Source organism: Variovorax ginsengisoli, from assembly GCF_030486595.1.
GTDB lineage: Bacteria > Pseudomonadota > Gammaproteobacteria > Burkholderiales > Burkholderiaceae_C > Variovorax > Variovorax ginsengisoli_B.
In genome coordinates this window covers 128088-142842 of the sequence record NZ_JAUJZH010000005.1, presented here as the reverse complement: position 1 = coordinate 142842, position 14755 = coordinate 128088, and the positions used below count along the sequence as shown (strand labels likewise).

Here is a 14755-nt window from a genome sequence, read left to right as displayed (position 1 = left end):
TCTCCGCAGTGGGTTCAGATGGCGATCGGCAGGCCGACCAGTTCTTCGAGTTCCGCATGGCCGAGGCCGTCGACCTTGTCGATCAGCCGCAGGCCGGCGGGCGTGCATTCGAGCGTAGCAAGGTCGGAATAGACCCGTTTCACGCAGCCGAGGCCGGTCAGCGGATAGCTGCACTGGGCGACGACCTTGCTCTCGCCCTTCTTGGTGAGCAGGTCCATCATGACCCAGGTCTGGCGGGCGCCGATGGCCAGGTCCATGGCGCCGCCGACGGCCGGGATCGCGCCCTCCTCGCCGGTGCTCCAGTTGGCGAGGTCGCCGGTGGCCGAGACCTGGAAGGCGCCGAGCACGCAGATGTCGAGATGGCCGCCGCGCATCATCGCGAAGCTGTCGGCATGGTGGAAGAAGGCGCCGCCGGCGAGCAGCGTGACCGGCTGCTTGCCGGCGTTGATCAGGTCGAAGTCCTCTTTGCCGGCGGCCGGTGCCGGACCCATGCCGAGGATGCCGTTCTCGCTGTGCAGGATGACCTCGCGGCCGGCCGGCAGGTGGTTCGCGACCAGGGTCGGCTGGCCGATGCCGAGGTTGACGACGGCGCCGTCGAAGATGTCCTGGGCCACGCGGGCGGCCAGCTGGTCCTTGGTGCGGCGTTGGTAGCTCATGTTCAAGCGGCCTTCCTGAAACCGCCGGCCTCGGTGGCGACGCGGTCGATCTTGACGATCTGGTGGACGAAGATGCCCGGCGTGACGATGTGCTCCGGGTCCAGCGCGCCGAGTTCGACGATCTCGTGCACCGTCGCGATGGTGCGCGCCGCGGCCATCGCCATCACCGGGCCGAAGTTGCGCGCTGCCTTGCGGTAGACCAGGTTGCCCCAGCGGTCGCCCTGCTCGGCCTTGATCAGCGCCACGTCGCCGCGGATCGGGTATTCGAGCACATGGTTCTTGCCGTCGATCACGCGGGTCTCGCGGTCGCCGGCCAGCTGGGTGCCGAAGCCGGTCGGGCAGAAGAAGGCGCCGATGCCCGCGCCGGCGGCCCGGATGCGCTCGGCCAGGTTGCCCTGCGGCACCAATTCGAGCTCGACCTTGCCGGCGCGATAGAGGCCGTCGAACACCTGGCTGTCGGCCTGGCGCGGAAAGCTGCAGATGATCTTGCGCACCCGGCCCGCCTTCAGCAGCGCCGCCAGGCCGGTCTCGCCGTTGCCCGCGTTGTTGTTGACCACCGTGAGGTCGGTGGCGCCCTGCTCGATCAGGCCGTCGATCAGTTCGTTCGGAATGCCGGCGGTGCCGAAGCCGCCGATCAGCACCGTGGCGCCGTCCTGGATGCCGGCCATGGCGTCGGCGACCGAGCGTGCGATCTTGTCGATCATGGAATCTGTCCCCGGAGTGGAAGAAGAAGGACGAACCCGGCCACCGGAATGACTTCGATGGCCGTCAAATTTGTTCGCATGCCGAACATCTGTTCGTATAATGAATTCTAGAGAAATCCACCCCGCATGGCAACACATCAGCAATCCCCCTCCGTCCCGGCCCCCGGGGACAGCTACGTGCAGTCCTTTGCCCGCGGCCTGCAGGTGATCCGATCGTTCAGCGCCGGCGCGCCGCGGCAGACCCTGAGCGAGGTGGCGGCCGCCACCGGGCTGACCCGGGCCGGCGCGCGCCGCATCCTGCTGACCTTGCAGACGCTTGGCTATGTGACGAGCGACGGCAAGCTCTTCGCGCTGACGCCGCGAATCCTCGATCTCGGATTTGCCTACCTGTCGTCGATGCCGATCTGGAACCGCGCCGAGCCGGTGATGGAGGCGCTGGTGCAGCAGGTGCAGGAATCGTGTTCGGCGGCGGTGCTCGATGCCACCGACATCGTCTACGTGCTGCGGGTGCCGACCCACAAGATCATGCGCATCAGCCTGGGCGTCGGCTCGCGGCTGCCGGCCTTCTGCACCTCGATGGGACGGCTGCTGCTGGCCGACCTCGACGAAGACGAACGACGTGCGCGGCTCGAGGCCTCGCCGCGCGAAGCCTTCACCAAGCACACGGTGACCGATGTGGGCGCGCTGCTCGCCAAGGTGGCGCAGGCACGGCGGCAGGGCTGGTGCCTGGTGAACCAGGAGCTGGAGGAAGGACTGATCTCGATCGCCGCGCCGATCGTCGATCGCGCCGGCCGCACCGTGGCGGCGCTCAACATCAGCGGCCAGGCCAACCGGACCAGCGCCAAGGTGATGCAGGACAGCATGCTGCCGGCGCTGCTGGCCGCGGCGCGGGAAATCTCGCGCCTGCTCTGAAGCGAGGCCGCGCGGGGCTGCGCCTACTTGTGTCGGCGCCTGGCGCCGGGTGCCGAGGTCTGCGACGGGGCAGCCGCGCCGTCGACGCCCAGCCGGCCGCCGCCGCCCAGGCCCTGTCCCTGTACGGTCTGCGCCTTGTAGTCGCGCAGCGAGACGACCATCTGGTTGAAGGCGTCCATGAAGGCGGCCGCGATCACCTTGCCTTCGGCGGTCCGGGTGTAGCCACCGAGGCCGCCGGCACCGCTCATGCCGCCGAGGGCACCGAAGCCGCCGAAATCGGTCTTCGATGCGCTGCCTTCGGAGGCCGCGATCTGCACGCCCGAGCGGTTGTCGATCAAGGTCAGCAGGGTGGAGGCTTCCTTGGTCTTCAGGCTGCCGCCGATGGCGCCGATCAAGCCGGAGTAGCGACCGCCGACCAGGCCGCCGATCGCGGCGCCGGCGCCGCCGGCATCGTTGTTGTTGAAGATGACCTCGGGTGTCATGCCGTAGTCGGAGGCGACCATCTGGCCCTTGCCGAAATTGCTGCCGCCGCGCATCTCGCCGCCATCCATCAGCGCCCGCTCGCGGCCCATCGCGTTCATGCCGGCGGCGCTGCGCTCGACGACGATGAAGCAGTTCGACTGCTGCACCAGCAGGCGCAGCAGGTTGGCCGTGGGCGGCAGCTTGTACTGGTCGCGCAGGATGGTGTACCAACCGGCCGACTGGTTCTCGACCAGCGAGACCGTGCCCAACGGCGAGTCGCATCGCTCGAGCTGGCTGCTCGCGCCGCTGCTGCTGCCGCCCGCGGCGCTGCCGGTGGCCACGGTCTTGGCCGACTGGCTGCCCATCTGCATGTCGGTGGTCTGGCAGCCGGCCAGCGCGAAGAGGCGGCCATGACGGCGGCAGGCGGAAGTCGAGTGAGGATCATTGAACTGGAGGGAGACGAAATGCAGGGAAGGCTCAGGCCGAGGGCCAGCCTCTGAGGCGCTCGGCAGTCTATGAAGGCAGCCCCTGCAGGTCTGCGAGAAGCGTCCCGATCTTCTCCAGGACAAGTCCGATTCAGTCCTTCGCGTCCGGCTCGCTCTGCCGCCGCAGCTGCGCCCGCACATAGTCCACGTGCTGGCGCAGCGTGTAGACCCGGTCGGTGAAATCGAGCGGGAACTTGGTCTGGACGACCTCCTCCTCGATCCGGTCGAGCTGCGCCCGGGCCTCGCGGCGCTCCTCGTCGTCGAGCTTGCGCGAGGCCAGGTCCTGCTCAAGGAACTTGAGTTCGCCATAGCGGCGGTACAGGCGGCTGCGGCGGCGCCAGCCGATCAGCTCCGGCAGCACGCGGACCAGCGGCACCAGGATCGCCGCCAGCGGCACCAGCAGCAGCAGCAGCCGCTGCGCATAGTTCGCGGCCCAGAACGGGAGGTAGTTCTGCAGGAACGGGCGGCCGTTCTTGAAGTAACGCTCGGCCTGGGTCGAGAGCGGGAAATCGGTGCCGGTCGGGCTCGGGAATTCGCCGGGCCGGCTGATGATGCTGGGTTGCCGGTGCACCTGGCGCGCCGCCTCGAGCAGCAGGTAGGCGAGCGCCGGATGCAGTTCGTCGCGCACCACCAGGTTGGCGGTGGTTGCGAGCAGCTGGATGTCCTGGGGCGGCAGGTCGCGCTTCGGGTCGACCGAACCGCGCTTCAAGGTCACGGGCTGGAAGAACGGAAAGCGCCGTGCAAGCCCCTGCACATGGTCCAGCGAAGCCAGCCGCACGCTGCTGTCGGCGAGCAGCCGCTGCACCGCGGGCGCCTCCGGCGCGGCGATCATGATGGCCGCGTCGACCTCGCCGCGGGTCAGCAGGTCGGCCGCCGCCATGCCGCCTTCGCTGACGAAGCGGGTGGCCGGCGCGCCGCCGTCCGTCACGCCGTAGACCGCCAGCAGCTCGGTCGCGACCTTGAAGTTGCCGCTGCCGGGAACGCCGACCGCGATGCGCTTGCCGGCCAGCGGCCCGAGGCCGCTGGACAGGTCGATGGCGGTGCTGAAGATCCAGACCGGCTCGAAGGCGACGGTGGCCAGCGATCTCAGCGGCGTCGCCTCGGGCGGCGCGTCGGGGTCCTGCGCCAGCAGGCCGGTGCCGCCCTGCACGAAGCCCACCGACACGGTTCCTTCGTTGAGCCGCTGCAGGTTCTCGACACCGCCGCTCGAGGGCCGCAGCTCGAGCCGGATGCCGTTGGCGCGCAGGATCTCCTGGTAGCGCTCGCCGAAGCGGTGGTAGGCGCCGTCGGGCACGCCGGTGGTCATCGCCAGCGAACGCGGCGGTGCCGGGCTGATGTCGCCCACGATCGCCCAGCCCAGCGCGGTCAGGACGGCGACGCCGAGGAGCCAGTACAGCAGGCGGCGGCCGGTGGGCAGGACGGGCAAGGTGGGGGGCTTCATGCCGGGGCGCTGGGGGTGAAGGTGCCCGATTCTGCCGCCTGCCCGTGCAAAACCGCACGGAATCGCGCCCGGAACCGCATCGCACCCCGGACAAACACGGACCTCCGGCGCCGACCCGGCCCTCACGATGCGCCCGGCCGAATCCACCACAGAACAAAGGACAGAGACATGAAAAGCGCCGTCTTCGCACTCGTCTTCGCACTCGCCTCCCTGGCGCTCGCCGCCCCCGCCGGCGCGCAGGCCACGCCGGGCACCACCGGGGCCATCCGCATCGGCGTGATCGGTCCGCTGAGCGGCCCCTCGGCCGATTTCGGCCTGCCGATGCTCAACGGCGTGAAGCTGGCGATCGACGAGATCAACTCCTTCGGCGGCTACCTGGGGCGGCCGCTCGAACTGGTGATCAAAGACGACCAGGCCAACCCGGAGCTCGGGCTCAAGCTTTCGCAGGAGCTGGTCCGGGAGAAGGTGATCGCCACTATCGGCTTCTGCAACACCGGCGTGGCGATGAAGTCGATCGACGTCTTCCAGGCCAGCCGGACGCCGCTGATCGTTCCGTGCACCACCGGCACGCCGGTGACGACCCGGTTCCCGCCGGCCGAAAGCTACATCTTCCGCAACGCGCCGCCCGACGCGATCCAGGCGCCCTTCATGGTCGACGAGATCGTGGCCCGCGGCTGGACCCGGGTGGCGGTCTTCGCCGACACCACCGGCTACGGCGAAGGCGGGCTGCAGGACGTGCGCCGTGCGCTGGCGAAGAAGGGGCTGGAGCCGGCCTATGTCGGGCGCTTCGACCTCGGCGTGACCGACGTGACCGAGCAGCTGAAGGAGGCGCGCAAGGCCGGTGCCGACGTGATCTTCATCTACACGATCGCGCCGCAGAACGCGGTGATCGCCAAGGGCCGCCACGCGCTGGGCTGGAAGGTGCCCCAGGTCGGCGCCTGGGCCTTGTCGTTCCCGCTCTTCATCGACGGCGCCAAGGAGGCCGCCGAAGGCTCGCTGATGGCACTGAGCTTCGTCGCCGAGCCGACCAACGAGCGGCGCGCCACCTTCCTCGCGCGCTATGCGCGCAAGTTCGAAGGGCCGCGCATCCCGGTGCCGATGGCCGCCGCGCAAGCCTACGACGCCACCTACCTGCTGGCCCACGCGGTGCTGAGCCTGCCCGGCGACCGGCTCGACGGGCCCGGCATCAAGGCGGCGCTCGAAGCGCCCAAGCGCCCCTACTACGGCGTCGTGACCACCTACGACAAGCCCTTCGGCAGCCAGGACAAGGAAGCGCTGAGCGCCAACATGCTGGTCGTCGGCACGGTGAAGAACGGGCAGGTCACTTTCGCCCATGCGGAGGACGCGACCCGCAACCGCATCGTGCAGCGCAAGCAGGCAGCCGGTGGGCTGTAGGCGTGGCTGCGCTAGGGCCGCGGCACGAACGGGCCGGCCAGCCAGCGGCGCAGGGCGCCCAGCGGGCGCCGCTCCGGCTGCGGCGGCCGCGGTGCCACGCCGCGCTCCAGGCGCAGCAGGCCACCGCCGGGTCCCTGGGCGCAGGTCTGGAAGCCCATCCGGTGCAGGAAGCCGATCAGCCCGGTGTGGGACGCCAGCACGTCGCCGTACAGCCGGCGCAGGCCGGCGTCGCGGGCCGCTTCGAGCAGGCAGTCGATCAGGTGGTCGGCCACGCCCTGGCGCTGCCAGGCATCGGCGACGGCGATCGCCAGTTCGGCGCTGCCCGGCGGCTCGCCGACCCAATAGCGGGCCTCGCCGATGAGCGCCTCGCCGTCGACCAGCGGCAAGGTGGCGACCAGGGCCACCTGGCGCACGCCGTCGACGCTGACCAGTTGCTGCAGCGCGGCCGGTTCGCAGTCGCCGATGCCGGCATGGAAGCGGCAACCGCGCGACCCCTCCGACAGCTGGCCGACAAAGGCGCCGAAGCGCTGGGCATCTTCGGTGCGCAGCGGCCGGATCCGTGCCGGCGCGCCGTTGCGCAAGGTCGCGCTGCGCGGATGACCGACCGCGCGCAGCGACGCGGCGATGGCGACGGCGGGAGAGGTGGGCACTTGGCGCATGGCGTTTCGGCGGGGCTGGTGAAAGGGAGTCCCGAGCTTCGCGCCGGCCAGCCCGCCCGTCCTTAAGGCGTCCTGAAGCGTGCTGAATGCGCACGCCTGCCCTTGCGCTCGCGCGGGAGATTCAGGACGCTTCAGGACGGCTTCAGGACGCCGCGCGCGCCAGCAGGCACAGTCGCACATCACCAGGAGCCCCGCCTTGAGCACCCCCCGCTACGTCTGCCTTTCCGACCTGCATCTCGGCGCCGGCTACAGCACCCTCACCTCGACCGACGCCGAAGGCCGTCCCGACCCGACCCGGCCCAGCCCCACGCTGACGGCCCTGGGCCAGGCGCTGCGGCAACTGCTGCCCGCGCTCGGCGACGGGCCGCCGCCGACGTTGGTCCTGCTCGGTGACGTGCTCGACATGGGCCTGTCGCCGATGGGCAGCGTCGCGGCCGCCTTTGACTGTTTCGTCCGGGCCGTGATGCTCGATGGCGACCGGCCGCTGTTCGCGCCGCGCGTGCTGTGCGTGCCGGGCAACCACGACCACCACCTGTGGCGCATCGCCCAGGACCAGCACTTCCAGGACAGCCTGCGCGAGGGCCGCATCGAGAGCGACCTGATCGCCCACACGGCGCTGTTCCAGGATCCCGATGCCAGCGGCATCCCGTCGCCGATGCTGACCGGCCTGATCCACCGCCATCCGGCGCTGAGCGAGACCCGGGTCGAGATCGCCTATCCCAACCTCGGCCTGATCGACGCCGGGCGTCGGCGCTGCGTGGTGCTGCACCACGGCCACTACGTCGACCCGATGTACCGCCTGGTCTCCGCGCTCGATGCCCAGGCGCCGGGTCTCCACGGCCGCGGCCCGGCCACGATGGCTCAGCTCGAAGCGCGCAACGGCGCCTGGGTCGATTTCCTCTGGTCGGACCTCGGCAGCGCCGGGCTCACCGGCACGGCGGCAACGACGCTGTACGAGGTCATGCGCGACGGCGGTGCCTCGCAGCGCTTCGCGCAACGCCTGTCGGCCCTGCTGGTGGCCCGGCTCGGCACGCGCTTCGGCCTCAGCGGCAGCATGCCGATGGTGCAGGGCATCACGCTCGACCAGCTGCTGCTCGGCCCGCTCGACGCGACGCTGGGCCGGGGCGCCGAGTCGCAGCGCGACAGCTACCTCGCCCTGATGACCGCCGCCGACGTCGCCGACCTGCGCTGGTTCCTGTCGGGCCCGGTCAAGCTGGAGCTCGAGCGCGCCGGCCTGGAACCGTCCGGCCTCGATCTCGCCTTCGTCTTCGGCCACACCCACAAGCCGTTCCAGGACGAACTGCCGGTGGCGGGTTTCGACCGGCCCGTGCGCGTCTTCAATACCGGCGGCTGGGTCATGGACCAGCCGACCATGACCTCGACCCAGGGGGCCGCGGCGGTGTTCATCGACGAGGCCCTGAACCTCGCCTCGCTGCGGCTCTTCAACGACCCGGTCAACGGCCGCATGGCCCCGGTGCAGGCGCAGGGCGTGGGCGGCTTCGGCGACCGCGACAACCCGATGCTGGCCGCCCTGGCCGCCGGGATCGAACGCACGGCGCCTGCCTGGCAGGCCTTCTCGCGCTCGGCGCAGACGGCCACCGAGGCGCACGCCGCCCGGCTGCTCGACAAGTTCTTCCACGTTCCCGGCCGCAACCCGGCGACCGCCCCATGATGAAGCGAATCGCCCGACCGCTGTCCGAGCTGGCCTCTCACTACACGGTGGTCGTGGTCGGCTCCGGCTACGGCGCCGGCGTCGCCGCCTCGCGACTGGCGCGCGCCGGCCAGTCGGTCTGCGTGCTCGAACGCGGCCGCGAAATACTGCCCGGCGACTACCCGGACGACATGGCCGGCGCCCGGGCCGACATGCAGGTCGACGGCGCCCGCGGCAAGCTCGGCGCCGCCGACGGCCTCTACAACCTGCACCTCAACGACGACATGCTCGCGATGGTCGGCTGCGGCCTCGGCGGCACTTCGCTGATCAACGCCAACGTCGCACTCGAGATCGACCCCCGGCTGTTCGAGGCCACGCCCTGGCCGGCGCCGTTCCGCAACGACCCGGCCCTGCTCGACCCCTACATCGCGCGTGCGCGGCGGATGCTCGACCCTTCACCCTACCCCGACGACTACCCGCCGCTGAACAAGCTGCAGGCGCTGGAGAAGTCGGCCCGGGCGATGAAGCGCCCGTTCGAGCGGCCGCCGATCGCGGTCAACTTCGCCGACCAGCTGAACCCCTTCGGCGTCCCGCAGCCGCGCTGCACCTTGTGCGGCGACTGCACCAGCGGCTGCAACGTCGGCGCCAAGAACACGACCTTGATGAACTACCTGCCGGATGCGGCGAACCACGGCGCCGAGATCTTCACCGGCGCCCGGGTCAGCCACGTCGAGCGCGATGGCGAGCGCTGGCGCGTGGTCTTCGACCCGGTGGCGCTGCGCGGCGAGCGCGCGCCGGCGGCGGACGCGCCGCGCAGCGTGACGGCCGACATCGTGATGCTCGGCGCCGGCGCGCTCGGCTCGACCGAGATCCTGCTGCGCTCCAGGGAACGCGGGCTGGCGCTGTCGGACCGGCTGGGCACGCGCTTCTCGGGCAACGGCGACGTGCTGGCGCTGGGCTACGACAACGACTGGCAGGCCAGCACCGGCGCCGCCGGCAACACGGTCCGCAGCCCGATCAACGGCGTCGGCACCGGCCGCAACAAGCTGGCCCCGGCCGACCTGCCCGGGCCCTGCATCACCGGCGTGATCGACCTGCGCGATGCGCCCGAGGTCGGCGACGGCCTGGTGATCGAGGAAGGAGTGATCCCCGGCGCCCTGGCGTCGATGCTGACGCCCGCCCTGTTCTTCGCCGACGCCATGACCGGCGGCGAATTCGCCTACGGCGCGGCCCAGGCCAAGTCGCGCCTGCAGGATGCGCAGGCGATGGGCGAGGCGGTGCAGCACCCCGGCGAGCTGGCGGCGGCGGCCTACGGCGGCGCAGTGGCGCGCACCCAGACCTACCTGGTGATGAGCGTGGACGATGCCGGCGGCCGCCTGCACCTGCAGGACGACCGGCTGCGCATCGACTGGCCGGGCGCCGGCACCCGCCCGGTGATCGCCAAGGACCACCAGTGGCTGCGGGCCGCCAACGAGGCGGTCCAGGGCCAGTTCATTCCGAACCCGCTGTGGAGCGAGCCGCTCGGCCACAAGCTGATCACCGTGCATCCGCTGGGCGGCTGCGGCATGGGCGACAGCGCGGCCGACGGCGTGGTCGACCACCAGGGCCGGGTGTTCGCGGGGCGCGACGGGCAGGCGGTGCACGAGGGGCTGCTGGTCTGCGACGGCGCGGTGCTGCCGGGCGCGGCGGGCGTCAATCCGCTGCTGACGATCAGCGCGCTGGCCGAGCGTGCCTGCCAGCTGCTGTGCGACCGGCGCGGCTGGACCCTGGACCTCGGGATGGCGCCGCGCGGACCGATGCCGGCGTCGACCGGCGCCGGGGCGCCGCCATCGGGCCTGCTGCGGCGAGCCATCGACAAGGTCGAGGCCGGCGCCGTCGAACTCGCCAAGGAGGCGATCGGCGCGCTCATCCGCAAGGACCCGGCGCTGCTGAGCCCGAGCTTCCAGTTCACCGAGACCATGCACGGCTGGATCAGTACCGACGCGGTGCTGCCGCGCACCGGCCCGCAGCAGCGGCTGGCGAGCGACTACGAGGTCGCCTGCGCCTGGGGCAAGGCCCGGGGCCAGGCGATGCGCTTCGACCTCACGATCCACACCGCCGACCTCCACCAGATGGTGTCGGACCCGACCCACCCGGCCACCATTTCCGGCAGCGTGACCTGTCCGGCGCTGTGGAGCGAGCCGATGCCGGTGGCCAGCGGCGTCTTCCACCTGCTGCCGGCCGATGCGCAGCGGGTCGAGACCTGGACCATGACCTACGAGATGGTGCTGCGGCGCGGCGACTCGCGGCTGCGCTTCAAGGGCCACAAGGTGCTGCACCAGCGGCCCGGCGCATCGCCCTGGACCGACACCACCACGCTGTTCGTGCGGGTCTACGACGGCGACGGCATGGCCGGACGGATGGTGGCCCAGGGCATCCTCACGCTCGACCTCGAGGACCTGCTGTGGCAGGCCTCGACGGTCGAGGTCAAGCCGCCGGCCAGCCTCCCCGGCGTGCTCGAAGCGCATGTACCGGCGGCCGAGCGCGCCATTGCCAGCGCCTACCTCGCCCGCTTCGGCGCCTTCTTCGGCATGACGCTGTTCCGGGCCTACGGCGGGCTGCTGGCCGACCTGCACAACTTCCCGGCGCTCGACCTGGCGCAGCTGCCGCGCCGCGCCCTTCGCGCGCCGGCGCCGGTGGCACACAGCGTCGAGGTCGGCGACGGCTTCAGGATCAGGCTCACGCGCTACGCCGGCGGCACGCTCGGGCCGGTGGTGCTGGCGCCGGGCTTCTCGGTCCGGGCCTCGTCGTTCGCGACCGACACGGTGGACCAGAACCTGGTCGAGGCGCTGTGCGCGCGCGGCTACGACGTCTGGTTGTTCGACTACCGGGCCAGCCCCGATTCCGGCAGCCCGATCGCGCCCTACACGATCGACGACATCGCGCGCACCGACTGGCCGGCCGCGGTGCGCTTCATCCTGCAGGCCACCGGCGCCGCCGACCTGCAGGCGATCGCCCACTGCGTCGGCTCGATGAGCCTGCTGATGGCGCTGCTGGACGGCATGACCGGCGTGCGCTCGCTGGTGTCCTCGCAGCTCACGCTGCACCCGGTCACGGGCTGGCTCAACGATGCCAAGGCCGACATCGGCCTGGCCCGCGTGCTCGAAAGCTACGCCCCGCTCGACGGCCGCTTCGACAGCGTGCCCGGCAGCACCGAGCTCGACCGCGAGATCGACACCCTGGCCTTCAAGGTGCCGGTGCCGGACGGCGAGCAGTGCAACAACCCGCTGTGCCATCGCGTGTTCTCGATCTTCGGTGCGTCTTATGCGCACGCGCAGCTCAACCACGCCACCCACACCGCGCTGGCGGAGATGTTCGGCAGCGTGGCGCTGCATCCCTTCGAGCACCTGAGCCTGATCATGCAGCGCGCCAAGGCGGTCGACAGCGCGGGCCGGGATGTGTATGTCACGCCGGCCAACGCGCCGCGGCTGGCGCTGCCGATCTGCTTCGTGGCCGGGGCCGACAACCAGTTGTTCTTCCCGGAGGGCAGCCTGCGGACCCAGGCCTGGCTGTCGCGGCTGAACGACCCGTCGCTCTACACCCGCCATGTGTTCGAAGGCTACGCCCACATGGACCTGTTCGTCGGCCGCAACGCCGCGCGCGACGTCTTCCCGACGCTGATCGCGCAGCTCGAAAGTGTCAGCCCGGCAGCGCGCTGAGGCCGGCCGAGGCCAGCCCGATCGCGGCGTCCTCGTCGAGGCCGGCGCCTTCGAGGCGCCACGCCGCCAGCTCGGACGGCGGGTGAACGACGCCGACCAGCGCCAGCGTGGCCTCGAGCATGCGGGTATCGGCCCGGCTGCGCACCTCGCCGCGGCGGGCCCTCGCCGCGTCGTCGCAGCCGATCAGCAGCGCGGCATCGCGCAGCCGTCCCTGGCGCGCCGCCAACAGCGCCAGCATGCCGGAGAAGTGCCGGATGCCCAGCGTGCGCCGGCACTGCGGCAGGCTCAGCATGACCTGGGCCTGCGCCTCGGCCAGCGAGCCCTGCACCGTGAGGGCATGGGCGTACCAGTTGTGGGCGAAGGCCAGCATCTGGGCATCGGTCAGCGGCGAGCGGCGCAGATGCTCGATCACGGCGCGGAACTGGTCGACCGCCTCGTCGATGTGGCCGATCTCCTGGTGCAGCGCCGCCAGGTTGTTGAGCACGTAGAACCGGGTGCGGGCATCGCCGCCGCTGCGCACCAGCGGCAGCGCCTGGGCGAAGGCGGCCAGCGCCTCCTCGGTGCGGCCCTGGTAGCGCCGGACCATGCCGCAGTTGTAGAGCCAGAGGCCGCGGAAGCCGTGCATCGCCGGCGCTTCGATCAGCGCGCGTCCCTGCGCCAGGTGGCGCTCGGCGCTCTCGAAGTCGGCGGTCACGGCCGACACGTAGGCGCTCATGCACAGGGCGATCACCAGCCGGCCGTGGGCCTGCTCCTGCTCGAAGATGGCGCGGGAGCGCTCGAGCAGCTTCTCCCGCTCCTGGGCGTTGACCCCGCCGTGCAGGCCGATCATGGCCAGCCCACCGCAGAAATCCGCCACCACGAAAGGGGCGGTGCGCGCATCGACCAGCGGTTCGGCCATGCGCATCCAGCGCACGCCCTCGCCGTAGCGACCGGCCTGGTACATGAGCACCGCGGCGGTGTTCACCAGCTCGAGCGCCAGCGCCGGGTCGCCGCGCTCGCCGCAAGCCCATTCGATCGCGCTGCGCAGGTTGTCGACCTCGGGGATGCAGGTCATCACCCACTGGTCCATGGTTTCGAAGCCCATGCACCCGGCGCGCTCCGGACGGTCGATCGCCGCCCGCATGCAGCGCGCATGCCAGGCCCGCAGGCGCTCCCATTCGCCGGCCGCCTCGAGCTGCTCCCGGGCATAGGCGCGGGCGCTCTCCAGCAGGCGGTAGCGTGGCGTGGCACCGGCCTCCAGCACCACCATCGACTTGTCGATCAGGTTGCCGAGCAGGTCGACCACGGCCCAGGCATCGATGCCGTCGTCGGCCGCCACCTGCTGCGCCAGCTCGAGCCCGAAGCCGCCGACGAAGACACCGAGCCGGCGGAACACCGTGCGCTCGAGCGGGCTCAGCAGCGCATGGCTCCAGTCGAGCGTGGCGCGCAGGGTGCGATGGCGCGACGGTGCGTCGCGGGCGCCGTTGTTGAGGATCCGCAGGCGCTGGCCCAGGTGCTGCCGCACCCCCGGCACGCCCAGCAGCGGCACCCGGGCGGCCGCGAGCTCCAGGGCCAGCGGCATGCCGTCGAGCGCGCGGCAGATGGCCACCACCGCCTCGAGGTTCGAGGCGTCGAGCCGGAAGCCCGGCTGCACCGCAGCGACCCGGGCGGCGAACAGCGCCACCGCGCCGTGCGCCGCGGCGTCGGCGACCTCGGCGTCGGCCGGCACGGCCAGCGTGCCGAGGCGCATCGAGCGCTCGGCCGACAGCCGCAGCGGCTCCTGGCTGGTGACCAGGATGTGCAGCTCGGGCAGCGCCGCCCCCAGCTGGCCGACCAGCGCCGCGACCGGCTCGATCAGGTGTTCGCAGTTGTCCAGCAGCAGCAGTTCGCGCCCGCGCAGGCGTTCGGCCAGCTCGCGCGCCGGGTCGGCGTGGCCGGGCAGGCCGATGCGCAACGCGCGCGCCGCCGCGCCCGGTACGGCGCCGGGGTCCGAGACATGGGCCAGCTCGACCATCCAGGCACCATCGCGGAAGCGGTGCGCCAGGTCGCGGGCCAGCGCCAGCGCCAGGCTGGTCTTGCCGATGCCGCCCGCGCCCAGCAGGCTGACCAGCCGATGCTCGCGCACCAGGCCGCGCAGCTGCGCCAGGTCCTGGTCGCGCCCCAGCAACGGCGGCAAGCCGACCGGCAGGTTGCCGAATTCGGAGGGCAGCGCCACGGACGGCGGCGCGACCGCGGCCCGGGCCGCCGTCCGGTCGGCGGCGGGCGCGTCGTCCAGCGCAGCGGCGAAGCGATAGCCGCGGCCCGGCACCGTCACGATGGCCTTGGCGCCAAGCAGCTTGCGCAGCGCGCTGACCTGCACCTGGAGATTGTTTTCCTCGACCACCAGGTTGGGCCAGACGAGGTCGAGCAACTCGTTCTTGGTCAGCATGCGCTCGCGGTGGGTGACCAGCGCCAGCAGCACGTCGAAAGCACGGGCGCCGAGCTGGACCGGCTCGCCGCCGACCCGCAGTTCGCGGCTGGCGGGATTCAGTTCGGCATGGTCGAAGCGATAGACCGACTCAGTGGCCTGCATCCGCCACCCCGGTCACCCCGCCTCCGGTGCCGCGCACCGTGCCCATCCCGATTCCGACTGCCATGTCCGCTCCTGTTCGAGGGCGCGCATGTCCCGCCCGCCAGGCTGGGTTTGTAACTGATTGCGCGATCCTGCACATCA

General features: G+C 71.5%; 10 protein-coding genes. 4 read left to right on the top strand and 6 right to left on the bottom strand.

The genetic code is table 11. The features are described 5' to 3' along the window. Window positions 1-14: 14 nt before the first annotated feature. On the bottom strand, window positions 15-656 hold the full coding sequence (locus QZH52_RS09080; protein ID WP_301807101.1) for a 3-oxoacid CoA-transferase subunit B: 642 nt from the start codon (window positions 654-656) through the stop codon (window positions 15-17). Window positions 657-658: 2 nt separating this feature from the next. Continuing rightward, window positions 659-1360 carry a 3-oxoacid CoA-transferase subunit A gene (locus tag QZH52_RS09075; protein ID WP_301807100.1) on the bottom strand — a complete coding sequence of 234 codons (702 nt, stop codon included), beginning with the start codon at window positions 1358-1360 and terminating at the stop codon, window positions 659-661. 126 nt (window positions 1361-1486) lie between these two features. Between QZH52_RS09075 and QZH52_RS09070 the strand changes: the two genes are divergently transcribed. Then, window positions 1487-2272, top strand: a complete 786-nt coding sequence (locus QZH52_RS09070) for an IclR family transcriptional regulator (protein WP_301807098.1) — start codon at window positions 1487-1489, stop codon at window positions 2270-2272. 23 nt (window positions 2273-2295) lie between these two features. Here QZH52_RS09070 and QZH52_RS09065 read toward each other — a convergent pair whose 3' ends face one another. Together QZH52_RS09065 and QZH52_RS09060 are read right to left on the bottom strand one after the other, a co-directional pair. Beyond that, on the bottom strand, window positions 2296-3129 hold the full coding sequence (locus tag QZH52_RS09065) for a CsgG/HfaB family protein (protein ID WP_301807467.1): 834 nt from the start codon (window positions 3127-3129) through the stop codon (window positions 2296-2298). 181 nt (window positions 3130-3310) lie between these two features. After that, on the bottom strand, window positions 3311-4660 hold the full coding sequence (locus QZH52_RS09060; protein WP_301807097.1) for a TAXI family TRAP transporter solute-binding subunit: 1350 nt from the start codon (window positions 4658-4660) through the stop codon (window positions 3311-3313). 168 nt (window positions 4661-4828) lie between these two features. Here QZH52_RS09060 and QZH52_RS09055 point away from each other — a divergent pair, with 168 nt between their 5' ends. Next, on the top strand, window positions 4829-6055 hold the full coding sequence (locus QZH52_RS09055) for an ABC transporter substrate-binding protein (protein WP_301807095.1): 1227 nt from the start codon (window positions 4829-4831) through the stop codon (window positions 6053-6055). An 11-nt stretch (window positions 6056-6066) separates the two neighbouring features. Here the strand turns inward: QZH52_RS09055 and QZH52_RS09050 are convergent, their stop codons facing one another. After that, window positions 6067-6714: a GNAT family N-acetyltransferase gene (locus QZH52_RS09050; RefSeq protein WP_301807093.1), complete on the bottom strand. Its 648-nt coding sequence runs from the start codon at window positions 6712-6714 to the stop codon at window positions 6067-6069. 196 nt (window positions 6715-6910) lie between these two features. Between QZH52_RS09050 and QZH52_RS09045 the strand changes: the two genes are divergently transcribed. Then, window positions 6911-8386, top strand: a complete 1476-nt coding sequence (locus QZH52_RS09045; protein ID WP_301807090.1) for a metallophosphoesterase — start codon at window positions 6911-6913, stop codon at window positions 8384-8386. After that, a complete protein-coding gene (locus QZH52_RS09040; protein WP_301807088.1) occupies window positions 8383-12063 on the top strand; it encodes an alpha/beta fold hydrolase in 3681 nt (1226 codons plus the stop codon). The genes QZH52_RS09045 and QZH52_RS09040 overlap by 4 nt, the downstream gene beginning before the upstream one ends. Here QZH52_RS09040 and QZH52_RS09035 read toward each other — a convergent pair. After that, the gene (locus QZH52_RS09035) at window positions 12044-14614 is read right to left on the bottom strand and encodes an ATP-binding protein (protein WP_301807086.1); all 2571 of its coding nucleotides are present in this window, start codon (window positions 14612-14614) and stop codon (window positions 12044-12046) included. The genes QZH52_RS09040 and QZH52_RS09035 overlap by 20 nt on opposite strands. Window positions 14615-14755 lie beyond the last annotated feature (141 nt).

Bases quoted from the DNA above. Each gene is read 5' to 3' on its own strand.
- QZH52_RS09080 (WP_301807101.1), bottom strand. From the start codon at position 656: ATGAGCTACCAACGCCGCACCAAGGACCAGCTGGCCGCCCGCGTGGCC.
- QZH52_RS09050 (WP_301807093.1), bottom strand. From the start codon at position 6,714: ATGCGCCAAGTGCCCACCTCTCCCGCCGTCGCCATCGCCGCGTCGCTG.
- QZH52_RS09070 (WP_301807098.1), top strand. From the start codon at position 1,487: ATGGCAACACATCAGCAATCCCCCTCCGTCCCGGCCCCCGGGGACAGC.
- QZH52_RS09035 (WP_301807086.1), bottom strand. From the start codon at position 14,614: ATGCAGGCCACTGAGTCGGTCTATCGCTTCGACCATGCCGAACTGAAT.
- QZH52_RS09055 (WP_301807095.1), top strand. From the start codon at position 4,829: ATGAAAAGCGCCGTCTTCGCACTCGTCTTCGCACTCGCCTCCCTGGCG.
- QZH52_RS09040 (WP_301807088.1), top strand. From the start codon at position 8,383: ATGATGAAGCGAATCGCCCGACCGCTGTCCGAGCTGGCCTCTCACTAC.
- QZH52_RS09060 (WP_301807097.1), bottom strand. From the start codon at position 4,660: ATGAAGCCCCCCACCTTGCCCGTCCTGCCCACCGGCCGCCGCCTGCTG.
- QZH52_RS09075 (WP_301807100.1), bottom strand. From the start codon at position 1,360: ATGATCGACAAGATCGCACGCTCGGTCGCCGACGCCATGGCCGGCATC.